At 60.3% G+C, this 15,517-nt stretch carries 12 protein-coding genes and 1 tRNA gene; 4 read left to right on the top strand and 9 right to left on the bottom strand.

All coding sequences use genetic code 11. From position 1 onward, the window contains the following. Positions 1 to 754: 754 nt before the first annotated feature. The 4 genes from ACTJGZ_RS12930 to ACTJGZ_RS12945 all read right to left on the bottom strand — a co-directional run bounded on the left by ACTJGZ_RS12930 (position 755) and on the right by ACTJGZ_RS12945 (position 4,495). Positions 755 to 1,813: an acyltransferase family protein gene (locus tag ACTJGZ_RS12930; RefSeq protein ID WP_441663326.1), complete on the bottom strand. Its 1,059-nt coding sequence runs from the start codon at positions 1,811 to 1,813 to the stop codon at positions 755 to 757. 501 nt (positions 1,814 to 2,314) lie between these two features. Continuing rightward, complete coding sequence (locus tag ACTJGZ_RS12935) at positions 2,315 to 2,851, bottom strand: Fur family transcriptional regulator (protein WP_441663327.1); 537 nt, start codon at positions 2,849 to 2,851, stop codon at positions 2,315 to 2,317. A gap of 14 nt (positions 2,852 to 2,865) precedes the next feature. After that, positions 2,866 to 3,270: a hypothetical protein gene (locus ACTJGZ_RS12940; RefSeq protein ID WP_441663328.1), complete on the bottom strand. Its 405-nt coding sequence runs from the start codon at positions 3,268 to 3,270 to the stop codon at positions 2,866 to 2,868. A gap of 283 nt (positions 3,271 to 3,553) precedes the next feature. Further along, the gene (locus tag ACTJGZ_RS12945) at positions 3,554 to 4,495 is read right to left on the bottom strand and encodes a LysR family transcriptional regulator (RefSeq protein ID WP_441663329.1); all 942 of its coding nucleotides are present in this window, start codon (positions 4,493 to 4,495) and stop codon (positions 3,554 to 3,556) included. A gap of 233 nt (positions 4,496 to 4,728) precedes the next feature. Between ACTJGZ_RS12945 and ACTJGZ_RS12950 the strand changes: the two genes are divergently transcribed. From ACTJGZ_RS12950 to cls, 3 genes are all read left to right on the top strand, one after another. Beyond that, the gene (locus tag ACTJGZ_RS12950; protein WP_441663330.1) at positions 4,729 to 5,274 is read left to right on the top strand and encodes a nuclear transport factor 2 family protein; all 546 of its coding nucleotides are present in this window, start codon (positions 4,729 to 4,731) and stop codon (positions 5,272 to 5,274) included. 31 nt (positions 5,275 to 5,305) lie between these two features. Continuing rightward, the gene (locus tag ACTJGZ_RS12955) at positions 5,306 to 7,516 is read left to right on the top strand and encodes a TonB-dependent siderophore receptor (protein WP_441663331.1); all 2,211 of its coding nucleotides are present in this window, start codon (positions 5,306 to 5,308) and stop codon (positions 7,514 to 7,516) included. Between the two features lie 218 nt (positions 7,517 to 7,734). Continuing rightward, a complete protein-coding gene (gene cls / locus ACTJGZ_RS12960) occupies positions 7,735 to 9,198 on the top strand; it encodes a cardiolipin synthase (RefSeq protein WP_441663332.1) in 1,464 nt (487 codons plus the stop codon). A 54-nt stretch (positions 9,199 to 9,252) separates the two neighbouring features. Here cls and ACTJGZ_RS12965 read toward each other — a convergent pair whose 3' ends face one another. Together ACTJGZ_RS12965 and ACTJGZ_RS12970 are read right to left on the bottom strand one after the other, a co-directional pair. Continuing rightward, complete coding sequence (locus ACTJGZ_RS12965; RefSeq protein ID WP_441663333.1) at positions 9,253 to 10,944, bottom strand: NAD+ synthase; 1,692 nt, start codon at positions 10,942 to 10,944, stop codon at positions 9,253 to 9,255. A 15-nt stretch (positions 10,945 to 10,959) separates the two neighbouring features. Beyond that, positions 10,960 to 11,036 (bottom strand) — tRNA-Arg (locus ACTJGZ_RS12970). 243 nt (positions 11,037 to 11,279) lie between these two features. On the opposite strand from ACTJGZ_RS12970, the gene ACTJGZ_RS12975 reads away from it, so the two are divergent. Further along, positions 11,280 to 12,593 (top strand): phospholipase A, encoded by a 1,314-nt coding sequence (locus ACTJGZ_RS12975; protein ID WP_441663334.1) that lies wholly within the window; start codon positions 11,280 to 11,282, stop codon positions 12,591 to 12,593. Between the two features lie 291 nt (positions 12,594 to 12,884). Here the strand turns inward: ACTJGZ_RS12975 and ACTJGZ_RS12980 are convergent, their stop codons facing one another. The 3 genes from ACTJGZ_RS12980 to ACTJGZ_RS12990 all read right to left on the bottom strand — a co-directional run. Beyond that, a complete protein-coding gene (locus tag ACTJGZ_RS12980) occupies positions 12,885 to 13,679 on the bottom strand; it encodes an ABC transporter ATP-binding protein (protein ID WP_441663335.1) in 795 nt (264 codons plus the stop codon). A 1-nt stretch (position 13,680) separates the two neighbouring features. Continuing rightward, positions 13,681 to 14,571 carry an ABC transporter permease gene (locus ACTJGZ_RS12985; protein ID WP_441663336.1) on the bottom strand — a complete coding sequence of 297 codons (891 nt, stop codon included), beginning with the start codon at positions 14,569 to 14,571 and terminating at the stop codon, positions 13,681 to 13,683. Between the two features lie 118 nt (positions 14,572 to 14,689). Continuing rightward, positions 14,690 to 15,517 (bottom strand): ABC transporter substrate binding protein (locus ACTJGZ_RS12990; protein ID WP_441663337.1); only part of this gene is annotated, 828 nt, incomplete at its 5' end.

The following is a 15,517-nucleotide window of genomic DNA, read 5'->3' on the forward strand; positions in this document are numbered from 1 at the left end:
CGTCGGGCTCATAACCCGAAGGTCGTAGGTTCAAATCCTGCCCCCGCAACCAAATACAGAAAGGCCCTGATGTGCAAACATCAGGGCCTTTCCATTTTCAAAAACCGTAAGCCGAAACGGCCCGAAACGGCCGCGACGGTTCTTAGCCGTCACCCAGCCAACGCAGGCAAGACGTACAGCCGCCATGGTGCGGCAATTCTGTCTCCAGTTCTTTCCGCACCCTCTTCGCACGCACGGGGAACCCCCGAGGAGCTACGTCTGCAAGGGTGTGCGCGAACAGTTCGTGCACAAGAAACAAACAAGGCCGCCAGCGAAAGCTAAGCGGCCTTGTTTATTTTCAGCGCTCCCTTCATCCCAAACGTGCCACCCGCCATCCACGGCAGGGAGACTTTTGCCCAGGAAACCAGCCAGCAAGCGTCAGGCGTGATTGGCACCTTCCTCACGGCCGAGTAAGCGCAACCAGCATGGCAAGGTGGCGCGCAATAACAGCGACAAACGTTAAAGATTGGGAATTTACCTGATGACTTGCGCCCGAGGCTGGCAAACAAGGCACCGCCAGGCATGCTGGATGCAGTGGCGGGATACAAGGGCCGCCTAGCACTTACCGCAGCCAGAGGCACAGCCTCGGTACTCTCTTAACGCAAGCGCCGAGCAGGACCGCAGCGACTGCCCCTGTATTCGCAGGTATCAGTTGAATAGATTCGACTGGGTCAACTGGATTGCTATCAGAATATTAATGATTGAGGGATGTCCTTCATGCAGCATACAGTTTCTTCGCGGGCTTGGAAAATCTGTTATTCAATTTTTGGGTGACCGGCTTTTCAATGATGTAATACGTCAGCACACCAACAAGCGTAGCAGCAACAACCCCTGCCAGGCAGAACAACAGATAGTTCGCCACGGACTGATATGCAGCCATACGGCGCCATACTTGCCCCACAATCGACAGCGTGATTGCATGCGACAGATAAATTGAATATGAGGCATTTCCAACCACAACAAACCAGGACCACTGCGGCAGCTTCCCAGAAGCCTCCAGCACAAGCGCTCCGATGACAATCAGCATGGAAGCAGGCCCATAGATAATGGCGCGCGGCAGATCCGGAAAGCGTTCAGGCACGAAGATCAAAAACAAAAATCCTGCAGCCAGCAGAAACAAACCCAGCCCGGCAGAAGCAGGGATTTTATTCTTCACATACATCGCACCAATAGCAACACCCAGTAAAAACTCAAGAATAATGCTATTGGAATAAAAGACAAGAATGGGGTCTGTTGCCGCGGAAAGGCCGGAAACCACACTTCCATACGCCACCAGGATGCCCATGACTGCAGCGAGGGCAACAATCCGAAACCGCTCTGGAAGGTTCAGCAGCAATCCAAACAGAAAATAAAAAAACATCTCCGCATTCAAGGTCCAGCCAGGAAATAGCACAGGGTTAATCTGATTATCCGACCCTGGCATCAGCGATGGAATAAACAGATAGGATGAAACCACATGCCAGAAGTCATACCGGGTGGATTGCAGCAAGTGCGGGGCGACCAGCATCACCGCCACGACAATGGATGTTAGCAACCAATAAAGCGGCACAATACGAACAATACGCCGCTGATAGAAATAGAGCGTTGTCATCTGGCGGCCTGCCGTGGTGATCCACATGACGAAACCGCTGATCACAAAAAATATATCCACACCGCCAGAAAGCCAGCCCGGCCAATAAGATGCATAGCCCATTCGTTCCATCTGCGGCAATAGATGAAAAACAATGATCATCAAGGCCGCAATACCGCGCAAATATTGAATTGACTGAAGCATCTTGTCGTCGTGTCTTGATTATATATTCTTGCAATAGAAGCTGTGCATAAGCAAATCTCCTGGAGAAGCATGGCATTTCCATCAACGGCATCAATGCTGAAGCAGCATACACACCATTTTGAAGATGAAATTTAGGCAAGAAATAAGCCATACAAATAGTATGGCCATCCATACTTTCTATGCCCCCGCCACAGCCTCAAAGCCGCAATATTCCACAGAAGGCAGAGATGAATTGCCCAACACCAGGAATATCGGAAGAAACTTAAGCATTCTGACACAATTCATGCAAGCATGCTGCCTGCTGGCCCGCACCGCAGACAGCCGCACCGCCGTCGAGAGCGTCAGAATCGCGCTCACACCGAGTGAACCACAAAGTGAACGTGCCAAGAGGGCTGACCACTCAAATCCAAGCCACAGATAGGCGGCGACACCGATATAGGGAACTTCGCTTCCCCCGCCCCTAAACACCGCCTCTGCGGCTAGCGCTTTCCCTCGTGGGTTTCATTGCGCCCAGGAAGCGGCTTTCAGGCTGCAACTGGCGCATATCGTCTGGATTACCAACGGCCCGCCCGCCAGCGCCAAACCTTGATCCTGCGCCAATTGCCGCAAGCGTTCGCGCCATTCGGGTTCATCCAGTACGACGGTGCCGCCGCACTCCGTGCACATGAGTCTGTCCTTGCTGCGGTCGATATGCTGTTGCACCAGGCGGTGCAGGGTTTTGGCGCCATTGCGGCTGGGACGATATTCACGCCGCAGGATGCCGTGTTCCTCGAATTCACGCAGGATGCGGTAAACGCTGGCCAAGCCGGTGCGGATGTTGCGCAGGAGCAGCTGGCGCAAGACGTCTTCCGCTGACAGCGGCTCGGCTGCGGCCATTTCCATGACTTGCAATATGGCAATCCGCGCCATGGTGGGGCGCAGACGCAAGTCGCGCAGCCGGGCCAGGGCGGGCGCTTCCTGTAAATCCGCTTCGCGCTCTTTCGGCCCGGCGATAGCCGGCGGCGTGCTTGCGCCGGCCGTTAACTCTTCCCTATACATGCGCGCAGGCCCGCCTAGAACGCCGCAACAATGAGATTGCGGGCAACGTCCCGGGCTTCTTCCGCCGTGGCAACAACTTCCTGGCGGATACCAAATGCTTTTTGCGCGCCAGCCGCAAAGGCGCGGACGTTTTCACGCTGCTGCGCATCCGGCTCTATGCTGATTAAGGCGCGGCATACACGCCCCAGCGCGTCCTTGTTGTGTTTGAGCCAGAGCGCTCTGGTCTTGCGGTCTTCATGCGCTTCGTCATAGTGGATCTGTTCGTGCACGACAACAAACGGCAGCCCGCATGCCACCAAGGCATCCATTTCTGTTTGCCATTGCGCCGCGTAACCCGGCGTTGCCGCCGCGCTGCGGAAGACGACGTATGGGAAGGCCTGTACGTCATGAAGGATAAAGGAATGGGAATCGAACGCCATGGCCAGATTTTCCTGGTAACGGATTGCCACGCACCGCGTCTCGCGAGCGTTGCGGAAACCCGGGCGCCGCAGCAGCGGCTGTTCAGGCACATAGGCTGCCTGGCCGTCTCTGCGGATGCCCGGACGAAATCAGCCGAGACCTTGATTGCCCATCAGGCTGCAATCGCTGCAACGTAAATAAGAAAGAAACGCAATCAAGTTGGCTGACATCCAGACTTTAGGCCTGCCCCTGCATGCGGAAAAGTGACATATTTTCAATTCATGATTGCGCGAAACACACTGATCAGGGCAACGGCGAGCGAGCTTGCCAGGCCGTCATGGTGTCGTCGCCTGTGCACAATGCGCGTATCGTCCGGCGCAGCCACTGGTGCCCCGGGTCGTTCTGGAAGCGCGGATGCCAGGCCTGGGTAATGGGTACGGTTGCCAGCGAGATGGGCAAGTCGAACAAGCGTATCTTCAGCCCCGCCGCCAGCGCGCCGTGCGCCAGATGGCCGGGCAAGGGCAGCAACAGGTCTGAGTCACGCAATGCGAAAACGGCGGAATATGGGGTAGGCACAACCAGCGCAACATGCCGGCTCAATCCCAATGAGGCCAGCGCGCTGTCTATCGGCCCTGTCGATTTGCCCCGGCGCGACACGCTGATATGCCCCCAGCGCGTCAGGCGCTCCGGGGTGATTTCATCATCGAAGACAGGATGCCCGGCGCGCGCCACGCCTATGACCGATGTGGTGAATAGCGACTGTTCGCAGATTTCCGGGCCCAGCTTGCGCGCCGCGCTGATGAAGAGATCTATACGCCCGCTGCGCAGCGCCTCGTCATCCACATCGTCTTCTTCCGGCGCGAAACGCAGCATGGCACGCGGCATCTCGCGCGCCATCACTTCCAGCAAACGCCCGGCATGGGCGCCCACAAAAATGTCGTTGGCGCGGACGCTGAAACGGCGCTCCAGGGTTTTCAAGTCCACGCCTGTCGCAGGCTGAAAGACCAGCCCGGCCTGTTCCACAGCCAGCCTGACCTGCTCACGCAAGGCCAAGGCGCGCGGTGTCGGCACCAGGCGGCGGCCCGCCTGAACAAAGATGGGATCGCCCAGGGTTTCGCGGATGCGGCCCAGGGTGCGGCTCATGGCCGGCGCGCTCAGGTTCATGCGGCGCGCAGCACCGATGACACTGCCTTCCTCCAGCAGAATGTCCAGGGCCACCAGCAGGTTCAGGTCGGGATGCTCCATTGCCTTTCTCTCTCGGTCATGAGCGGGCAGCAGCTTTGCCTGCCCCGGTTTCATTGCATTTCACGCAATCGTACCGGCACATGGCTTGCGCGTGAAGAACAAGCGCAGCATTGCGGCTGGCGCACTTCTGACATGCAGAATCCGGCATTTACCGCCACGCCCCAAAACAACAGAATAGTTTTCATCTGCGTTTGTGCAGTCTGACTGCCCGCCGCTGGCAAGCGCATCGCCCTATGCCTGTCGTGTCCATTTTCTGGAATCTGGAGATTCTGATGTCCTCTTATTGTTCCGGCGTCATCCGCCGCATTCGCCTCGCCGTGCTGTTGGCGGCATGGCTGCCCGCTGCTCCGGCGCTGGCAGCTGACTGCGGCGCCGGCCGCGCCTGGCCTGTCGTCGAACAATACATGGCGGCCTGGAATCATCAGGATATTCAGGCTGCTGCTGACACCTTGTCAGAACAAGTCAGTTATTTCAGTACCAGCGCCGCCGCAGCCCGTCAGGGCAGCCAGGCAGTGCTGGATGTCGTCAAGGGTCTGACAGGGCTGATTCCGGACCTGCGCTGGCAAGTGATAGGCCACCCCGCTGAAGCCTGCGGCAGGCTGGCGTTTGAATGGGAGTTCAGTGGCAATGCGCAATTTCCTGCCCGGGATGGGCAAGCTGCTGTGTCTCGCCCGGTCAAACTGCGCGGCGCCAGTTTCGTCCAGGTCGAAAACGGCCGCATCACGCATCTTGCCGACTATTACAACGCCCTCACCATGCGTGAACAGCTGGCCCATTAAGACGCTTTTTCCCTCCCTATCGCTATTGCTCATGACAGCCTCTTTGATCCTGCCTCCTGGCCGCCGCCCGCTGCGGCCCACCATGCTGCTGCTGACGCTGACAGCCACCTGCTGCGCTACCGGCGCCAGCGCTCAAGACAGTCTCACCGCCGCAGCGCCCGCTGCCGCTGACGCTGCCTCCGCTGCGGCAACCCTGGCTCCGATTGTCATCACAGGCGCCGCTGACGCCGCTGATGCCACCGAAGGCAGCGGCGCCTATACCGTCCGCCAGACCTCGGCGGCGGCCCGTCTGCCGCTGTCATTACGCGAAACACCGCAATCCGTCACGGTGATGACCCGGCAGCGGCTCGACGACCAGCAACTGAGTTCCGTGCAGCAAGCCCTGGAACAAACCATAGGGATTTCTTCGCAGACGCTGGATAGCGAGCGGGTCAGTTTTCATGCGCGCGGTTTTGCCATCGACAGCTTTCAATACGATGGCATTCCCACCGAATTCCTCGATGGCGCCAGCTTTCTGGATACCGCCTTCTATGACCGCATTGAAGTGGTGCGCGGCGCCACCGGCCTGCTGACCGGCGCGGGCAATCCCTCCGCCTCCGTCAATCTGGTGCGCAAACGTCCTGGCCGCGCCTTTGCCGCCACGCTGTCTGCCAGCGCCGGCTCCTGGGACAATTACCGGGGCCTGGCCGATCTGTCCGCTCCGCTGGCAGACGAAGGACGTGTCCGCATGCGTGTGGTCGGCGTCTATCAGGACCGCCATTCTTTCATCGACCTTTACCAACAAAAAAAACAGGCTTTCTACGGCATCATCGAAGCCGATATCACGGATGCCACGCTGCTCAGCGCGGGGTATGACTATCAGAACATCAAACCCACAGGCACTACCTGGGGAGGTGTCCCGCGCTGGTATCACGACGGCACACAGACAGATTGGCGCCGCTCGAAAACACTGGCAGCGCAATGGAGCCACTGGGATAACCGCATCAGCACGGCATTTGCCAAACTGGAGCACACGTTCGGCAACGACTGGAATGCGCAGCTGTCCTTCAATCAGCAACGCAACAACGCCCATGCCCAATTGTTTTCCGGCCTGGGCTACCCTGACCGCGCAAGCGGCGCCGGCCTGCTGCCTGTTGCTCTGGCCAGCGATGCGCACACCCGCCAGAACAGCCTGGACGCCATGCTTTCCGGCCCCTTTGAACTGCTGGGGCGCCGCCATGAGCTGACACTGGGCATGCTGCACTCCCGCCGTCATGGCGATGACAACAGCACGGGCTTTGTCTTCCCTGCTACGCCTATCGGCAACTACAACGATTGGAGCGGCAACTACCCGCAGCCGGATTTCAGCGCGCAAGCCCGCACTCAGACGCAAACCGTCACCCGCCAGCGGGGGATTTACGGCGTGGCGCGGTTTTCTCTCGGCGCACGGCTCAAGCTGATTGCCGGCGGCCGTCTCAACCGCTACGAAATCAACCAGCAGACCGGCCGCCAACACTTTCACAATAAAGAAACCGGCAAGTTCACGCCGTATGCCGGCCTGGTCTTCGATCTCAGTGAGCAGCATTCTGCCTACGCCAGCTACACCACTATTTTCAATCCGCAAACCAGCCGCGACCGCGATAACCGGGTGCTGTCGCCCACCCGAGGCAAGAATGCGGAAATCGGCCTGAAAAGCGAATATCTGGATGGCCGCCTGAATACGGCGCTGGCACTGTTCGATATCCGTATGGATAACGTGGCGCAAATAGATGCCGGACAAATGCTGCCCGACGGCACCCAGGCCTATTACGCCGCCAGCGGCACCAAATCGCGCGGCTTCGATGCGGAAATCCAGGGTGAACCGCTGCGCGGCTGGAATCTCTATGCCGGTATTTCGCATTTCACGGCATCGGCTGCGACAGGCGCCAGGCTCAGCCCCCAGCTGCCGCGCACGACCGCCAGGCTGTTCACGACCTGGCAATTGCCGGGCAGCTGGCAGCCGCTGACGCTGGGCGCCGGCCTGAACTGGCAAAGCCGTTTTTATCAAACAGCCACCAGCCCCGCCGGGCTGGTCACGACCGGACAGGCATCCTATGTGCTGGCCTCGGTCATGGCGCGCTATGCCATTAGCCCCCAGCTTGAAGCCACGCTCAACGTCAACAATCTGTTCGATAAAAAATATGCGGTCATGAGCGGCTTCTATAACCAGGTGCTCTACGGCGAACCCCGCAACGCCATGCTGACCTTGAGCTACCGCCCCTGACAATCCTTGTCGCCGCCTGCCGCCCAAGCGCCACGCCGGCGGGCGCGCGCGGCGGCCATGCTGGCAATATGGCGAAAGGAATACCCGGGCCGCCGCAGGCGCGCAGCCCCCGCCGCGTGCCCCCTGCACCAGAAACACCTAAAGCGCTGACAAATCAGCGACAATAAGACCGTTTCATTGCGCCATCCTTTCCCCCTATTCAGAAAGCCCAACGACCCGTGACCAGCACGCATACGCTCGATTACCTGTTCCACGAATACTGGCCGCACATTATTTTTGTGGTCTCGCTGATCATCAGCCTGGCGGCAGCTGTGCATATCGCCATGAATAAGCGCGATGCGCGCGCGGCCATAGGCTGGGTCGGCGTCGTCATGCTTTCCCCGATTCTCGGCACCTTGCTGTATGTCATCGCCGGTATCAACCGGGTCAGGGAAAAACGGGTCTCGCAGCAGCGCAGCGAAACCCATCTGGATGCCTATCCCGATATGCGGCCCAGCGACGTCGATCTGCTCCATACCTTCGGCGCAGCGCTGGCAGGCCAGAAAACCCTGGGGGACCGCGTCAGCGAATTTCCGCTGCTCGATGGCAATCTGGTGCAGATTCTGGCGGGCGGCGACAATACCTATCCCGCCATGCTGGACGCCATCCGCAATGCCAAGACCTGCATTGCGATGCAAAGCTATATCTTCGACCACGACCACATCGGCATGGAAATTGCCCAGGCGCTGGTGGAAGCGCACCAGCGCGGCGTGCAGGTACGCGTCCTGGTCGATGCCGTCGGGGAAAAATATTCCCATCCGCCCATCAGCCGCGTCTTCGCCCAGCACAAGGTGCCGCACGCCCGATTCATGAGCACAGGCCTGGGTTTCCGTCTGGCTTACGCCAATATGCGCAGCCACAGGAAAATTCTCGTGATCGACGGCTGCCTGGGTTTTACCGGCGGCATGAATATCCGTGAAGCTTTCACGCATCAGTATGGCGGTGAAAACATGGCGCTGGATACACACTTCCGCCTGGAAGGCCCTATCGTTTCGCAGTTGATGTACGGCTTCGCCCACGACTGGGAATTCACCACTGGCGAGTCGCTTTACGACACCGAGTGCGACTGGTTCCCCGTCATTCCCACGCCCGGCTATGTGCCGGCGCGCTGCGTCCCCTCCGGGCCTGACCAGGCCTTGGGCAGCAATCACAGCATGATTATGGGCGCGCTGGCTGCCGCCCAGCATCATGTGATGATACAAACCCCCTACTTCCTGCCGGACCCGGCCCTGATTGGCGCCCTGGCCACCACGGCGCGGCGCGGGGTGGCCGTGGATATCGTCATTCCTGGCCAGAACAATCTGCGCCTGGTCGATTTCGCCATGAAGGCGCAGATTGATCTTGTCATCGCCAACGGCTGCCGCGTCTGGCGCTCCAATGGCGGCTTTGACCATTCCAAGCTGATTACGCTGGACGATACCTATTCTTATGTGGGTTCATCGAATATGGACCCGCGCAGCCTGCGCCTGAATTTTGAAATGGATGTGGAGATCTACGACCGCAATACGGCTGACTGGATCAAACAGCGCATTCAGTCGCAGATCGAGTCCGCCACGCTGGTCACGCTGGAGCACCTCAACAGCCAGCCCTTTCTCAATCGCCTGCGCAATAAGATCATCTGGCTGGCGTCACCGTATTTGTAGCCGCCGCCAGAGGTGGCCGCCACGGCAAGCGTGGCTGGCCCCTTGCAGCAATGTTCAGCGCGCTGCGATCGGCATCTGCCAGCCCGCGCCGAATGCGCGGCCACGCAGCTTGATGATGGGCGGCGCCTGACGCCGCTTGAACTCTGAACGCGCCACCAATTGCTGCACCCTGGCCACCGTTTCCGGCCCGCCAGCTTCCTGCATCAACTGTTCCACAAAGGCCGCCGCTACCGCGGCTTCTTCGGGCCGCAAAGCCGCGCCCTCGATATGCCACTTGAGAATTTCATCGAGCACCGGATAGGGCGGCAATGAATCGCTATCACGCTGCCCCTCTGCCAGCTCGGCGGAAGGCTCCTTGACGATGATGGCTTCCGGAATGACTTCCGCCCCATGAATCCGGTTGAATTCCCTGGCCAGCTCGAACACTTCGGTTTTATACAAATCGCCAATCAGGTTCAGGCCGCCGTTGGTATCGCCATACAGGGTGCAATAGCCCACCGCCACTTCCGATTTATTGCCTGTCGTCAGCAACATCGGGCCATTGCGGTTCGAGAATGCCATCAGGATGGTGCCGCGCACGCGCGACTGCAGATTCTCCAGCGCCAAACCGGAAAGATCACAGTCAAACGCCGCCGCAAAGCCCGTGCCATAAGCATCCACCAGCGGCGCGATTGGAAACTCATGCAAGGCAATACCCAGGTTGCGGCACAAGATAGCGGAATCCGACACGCTGCCCGCGGTAGAAACCCGCGACGGCATGGTCACCGCATGCACATTTTCCGCGCCCAGCGCATCGCGCGCCAAGGCCAGCGTCAAGGCGCTATCTATCCCCCCTGAACTGCCGACCACGACACTGCGTCCGCCGATCTTGCGCAGATAGCTGCGCAAGCCCAGCAGAATCTGCTGGTAATAAAAGCGGCTGTCATTCAGCGCCGGGGCAGCCGCGGCTGCCGTCAGGGCGGCGCCCGCCTGCCCGAAGCCGCGCGCGGGATCGAATTCCAGGCTTTGCTGGGCGGTTTCGAAACCAGGCAAACGCGCCACCACGCCCAAGGCCGGGTCCACCGCCAGCGATGCGCCGTCGAAGACCAGGCTGTCATTGCCCCCCACCTGATTCACGAACACCAGCGGCAATTTCAGGCGGCGGCTCACCGACGCGAACAAGGCATCGCGCTGGGCCTGCTTGCCCACACTGGAGGGGCTGGCGTTGATACTCACCATCAATTGCGCGCCCGCCTGCGCCAAGTCCGCCGCAGGATCCTGCGCGTACAAGCCGGCGGCATCGTGCCAGACATCTTCGCAAATCAGAAACCCGACCCGCACTCCCGCCAGCTCGATCACGGCGGGATGCCTGGGCCCGGGCTCAAAATGGCGCTGTTCATTGAAGACGTCGTAGTCCGGCAGCAATTGCTTGTGATAGCGCAGGATTTCCTGCCCGCCCTGGAGCACCACCAGACTATTGAACCAGGCTTTGCCTGCGCCATCATTGGGCGTGGCCATGCCAAACGCCAGCGCGGCGCCGGTCTGCTCCGACAGGGAAATCAGTTGTTCCAGCGCCCGTGCCTGCCCGGCCCGGAACGCGGGCAGATCCAGCTTGTCCGCAGGGTAATACCCGGACAGCGAGAGTTCGGAAAAAACAATGAGATCGGCTGGCCCGGCCGCCGCAACGGCCTGCGCCATAAGCTGGGCATTGCCGTCGAAATCGCCGACCGTATAGTCGAGCTGGACCAGGGAAAGACGTAGCGTCATCAGGACCACCTGTGATGGCGCCCCCGGCGTGACTCGAACACGCAACCCCTCGCTTAGAAGGCGAGTGCTCTATCCGGTTGAGCTACGGGGACGGTATAAGGGGCGTATTCTAACGCGAGCCGCGCAGCCGTGCTTGCCCTTGCGCCCGCCCGCGCCGGCACACCTGGCCGCCGTCCTTTTTTTCTCACATCTTTCAGGCACTTGCTATCGACACCCGTGGCCAAATCGGATTCAATTCCGATATGCCTGACGCCGGCAAGCGCATTAATCGCACATTAATCGCACATTAATCGCGCATTCTGCCTTGCCTGTTTTCTTGACCACCTGTTCCTTTCATGGCCACTCCCCTGCTCTCCTTCCTCCCTACACGCTGCAAGACTGCGCATGCCCTGCGCCTGCTCGCCTGTCTGCTTGGGCTGGGCCTGAGCGCAGGCGCCCAGGCGGGCCTGACCTTCTCCCTGGACCGGCCGCAAGCCGTTGGCGGTGAATCCATCCAGGTGCAAGGCCTGTTTTTCAATGACCAGAAAAACAAGGCCTCCTGGGTAGCCCCCGAACTAATCGTGCTGCAGTGGCGCTCTCCCCAGGGGGAGATCCTGCGCACCACAGCCAAACTCGAAAGCCGTCCGGGCACGATCAGCCTGCCAGTAGGCGGCTATGCGCGGGTATTCTGGGAAACCGAAGTTCCGGACACGCTGACAGGGCTGCAAGCCATTTCCATTGAGGGCTATCCCGCCCTGCTGGCACTGGATACCGATCCGGTGGAAGAGAGCCGGGTAGCCGCCACACCGGCCAATGTCCCGCTGCAAGAAGTGCCGGTCGTGCAAACCGGCAACCTGGCTGCCGCCACGCCCGGCGGCATCTCCGTCGAACGCGGCCCGGCGCCCCTGGAAAGCGCCGCCATCCATACGTCCGCCCAACCCGTGCCCAGCGCGTCGGAACGTTTTCTCAGTGCTTTCTCTGCCTACGAACCCATTTATTTCGCCTTCGGCGGACGCGGCGGTTTCCATTCCCGCTTCCAGCTCAGCTTCCGCTATCGTCTCTTCAATCCGCGCAGTGAACCCAATCTGCTGCTGGACAACCTCTTTCTGGGCTATACCCAGACAGCGCTCTGGGATCTTTCCGGGGAATCCAAGCCGTTCATAGACACGACTTACAACCCCAGCCTGTTCTGGCGCGCTGAACGCCTGACGCAATCCGAAGATGCCCGCTGGGGACTGGGGCTGGCCACCGGCGTGGAACACGCTTCCAATGGCCGCGACGGGCCTGAATCCCGTTCGCTCAACGATTTCTATATCCAGCCCATCGCCCATCTGCGTTTCGGCAGCAACGTCCTGACCTTCCAGCCGCGCATCAAACAATACTTTGGCGTGGAAGAGGAAAACCCGGATTTCCGCCGCTATGCCGGCCGGGTCGATTGGCGTCTGCGCTGGGCGCAGGATAATGGCGTGGTCATGCATCTGCTTTACCGCCAGGGCGCGCACAGCCGCCGCTCCACCCAGGTCGATGCTTCCTGGCCGCTCAAGCGGATCTGGCCGGACATGAACGGCTATCTGTTCCTGCAATACTTCAATGGCTACGGCGAAACCCTGCTGGGCTACAACGAACGCCAATCCTCACAGATCCGGCTGGGCATTTCCATCGTGCCGTGATGGGGCCCGATGGGGCCTGTTGGGGCCTATTGCGGCCTGAAATGCCGTGATATGTCCTGGACTGCCCTGAATCCGGCCCGCGCTCATTTGCCCTGCCCGCCGGCGCACCATGCAAAAAGCCAGACCGGCACCTTCATGCCGGTCTGGCTTTTAACTTGATACCTGCCAGGCTGCCAGACTGTCCGGCAGCCTCCGGGGCATGGAAACGGCGGCGCATATTTGGCGCCACTCGCCTTGCCCGCAGGCTAGCAGCCGCCGGTTTGTCCGGCGGCGCCCGCGGCCAATTGAGCCTTAGCCCAGCAGCAGTGCGTCGTCATCCACAGATTCGCCGCGCACACGCTCGAACATGGAAAGCAGATCGCGCACATCCATGCCGCGGCGCTCCTCACCGGACACATCCAGTACCACCTTGCCCTGATGCAGCATGACGGTGCGGTCACCCACATCCAGCGCCTGGCGCATGCTGTGCGTCACCATCATGGTCGTCAGGCCATAGTCGGCAACGATGCGCACCGTCAGTTTCAGCACGAAATCCGCGGTGCGCGGATCCAGGGCAGCCGTATGCTCGTCCAGCAGCAGAATACGCGACGGCTGCAATGCCGCCATCAGCAGGCTGACGGCTTGGCGCTGCCCGCCCGATAACAGGCCAATACGGTCGGTCAGGCGGTTTTCCAGGCCCAGCCCCAAGGTGGCCAGACGTTCGCGATACAGTTCGCGCCCGCTGTTGTCCACGGCGCGGGAGAAACCCCGGCCGCGTCCGCGGCGGTGCGCCAGCGCCATGTTCTCTTCGATGGTCAGGTCTTCGCAAGTGCCCGCCAAGGGGTCCTGGAAGACACGCGCCACCTGGGTGGCGCGTGTCCAGACCGGCATGCGCGTGACATCCTGCTCCCCGATGTGGATGCTGCCTTCATCCACGGCCAGCTCGCCCGACACCGTATTGAGAAAAGTCGATTTTCCCGCCCCGTTGGAGCCGATGACCGTCACGAATTGCCCGGCTGGAATATCCAGGCTCAGCCCTTGCAGGGCTTTGGTCTCTATCGGCGTGCCCGGATTGAAGGTCAGCCGCAGGTCTTTTACTGTCAACATATCAGCGTGCTCCCTTGCCCGAACGCCGCTTTCTCAGGCGCGGCAATACCAGGGCGACCGTAACCAGCACTGCGGTAACCAGGTTCAGATCCTGAGCCTGCAGGCCGATGAAATCACTATTGAGCGCCAGGGCGATGAACAAGCGGTAAACCAGCGCTCCCAGGATGACGGCCAATGTGGCCAGCACCAATTTGCGCGAGGGCAGCAGGCTTTCGCCCACAATCACCGCCGCCAGGCCGATCACGATCACGCCCACGCCCATCGAAATATCCGCGCCGCCCTGGGTTTGCGCAAACAAAGCGCCAGCCAGGCCAACCAGTGCGTTCGATAATGCCATGCCGCCGATAATCATGGCGCCCGTGCGTATGCCTTGGGCCCGTGCCATTCTGGGGTTGGAACCCGTGGCGCGCATCGCCATGCCGGAGTGCGTGCTGAAATAGGCATCCAGCGCGAACTTCGCCACCATGACCACCAGCACCAGCAGCAACGGGCGCATCAGGTAATCCGCGATGGCGTCCGTTTGCAGGATGGAGAAGACGGTGGGCTCCATAATCAGCGGCACATTCGGCCGCCCCATGATGCGCAGATTGACCGAATAGAGGGCGATCATCATCAGGATACTGGCCAGCAGATCCATGATTTTCAGACGCACATTCAGCCAGCCCGTCATCATGCCCGCCAGCGCCCCAGCGGCGGCGGCAGCCAGGGTTGCGACAAAAGGATCATGGCCCGCGCTGATCAGCGTCGCAGCCACTGCGCCGCCCAGCGGAAAGCTGCCATCCACCGTCAAATCGGGGAAGCGCAACACACGGAATGAAATAAAGACACCCAGCGCGACCAGGCCGAAAATCAGACCCAGTTCCAGGGCACCCATCAAGGAAAAGAGAGACATGATGCGTCGCGAGAGAATATGCCGGTACTACTGATCCGCGGCGCCGCGCATATGCGCGGCGCCGGCGCGTTCATTTCTCCGGCGAGCCGGCCGCAGCCGGTACTAAGTCAGCAAGTGCTTACTGCACTACCTGATCCGCCTTCTGGATGAAGGCTTCCGACAGGGACGTGCCCTGCTTCGCGGCCGCAGCCGGATTCACATACAGCATCAAATCCTGCGGCACCGCCGAAGCGATGGAACCCGGCGCCTCGCCATTGAGGATGCGCACCACGACTTCACCGGTCTGCTCGCCCAGCTTGCGGTAGTTCACTCCCAGGGCAGCAATGGCGCCACGGGCGACACTATCGGTATCCGAAGCCACCAGCGGAATCTTGGCGTCGTTGGCGACCTTCACCAGGGCTTCGAACGCGGACACGACGTTGTTATCCGTATTGGTATAGAACACATCGACCTTGCCGATCAGGCTGCGTCCGGCGCCGCCGACGTCCACCGTGCGCGGGGCGGCCGCTTCGACCAGCGTCATGCCGCGCTGGCCCAGCAGCTCGCGCAGTTCCTGCACCACCACGACAGAGTTGGCTTCACCCGGGTTGTAAACAATCCCCACGCGTTTGGCATCAGGCACGATCTCAGTGATCAGGTCGATTTGGCGCGACAGATCCAACTTATCGGAAACACCAGTCACATTGGTACCGGACGCATCCATGCCGGGGACCAGCTGGGCCACGACCGGATCGGTAATGGCGGCATACACAATGGGAACGCTCTTGGTTGCAGCGACGGCAGCCTGGGCGGCCGGTGTTGCCACGGCAACGATGGCGTCCGGCTGATCGCCAACGAACTTACGCGCAATCTGCGCGGCAGTGGCCGTATTGCCCTGGGCGCTCTGATACTGCCACTTGAGCGACTTGCCGTCCTCATAGCCGGCTTTGGCCAATGCGTCCTTGAT

This window comes from Kerstersia sp. (assembly GCF_052103615.1).
Taxonomy (GTDB): domain Bacteria; phylum Pseudomonadota; class Gammaproteobacteria; order Burkholderiales; family Burkholderiaceae_B; genus Kerstersia.